The following is a 277-nucleotide window of genomic DNA, read 5'->3' as shown; positions in this document are numbered from 1 at the left end:
TAAGCGTCTTCTTCATGTCACCAGCCCCCCCAAAACCAGACTTTGCCTGAATTGACCATACACCCCTCGACTTGAATCGCCCCGGATTCTCCAGACACCTTGCAAGCTCACTGCATACCGCTTTTCAAACTCTACCGGTGACAGCTGATTGTTGAAACCATGCCGACGTTTTGCGTTGTAGAAAATCTCGATGTAATCGAACACATCACTACGAGGATCTTCCCTCGTCGAGTAGATTTTCCGCTTGATCCGTTCCCGCTTTAGAAACAGGAAAAAG

At 48.4% G+C, this 277-nt stretch carries 1 pseudogene; it reads right to left on the bottom strand.

The annotated features are described in order from the left end of the window. Nucleotides 1–93: 93 nt before the first annotated feature. A pseudogene (locus M2D63_RS25760) lies at nt 94–277 on the bottom strand (IS3 family transposase); the annotation flags it as partial.

The sequence above is a fragment of the Pseudomonas sp. BJa5 genome (assembly GCF_030272875.2).
GTDB lineage: Bacteria > Pseudomonadota > Gammaproteobacteria > Pseudomonadales > Pseudomonadaceae > Aquipseudomonas.
The sequence above is the reverse complement of the archived record's forward strand: the minus strand, read 5'-3'. Positions and strand labels throughout refer to the sequence as shown.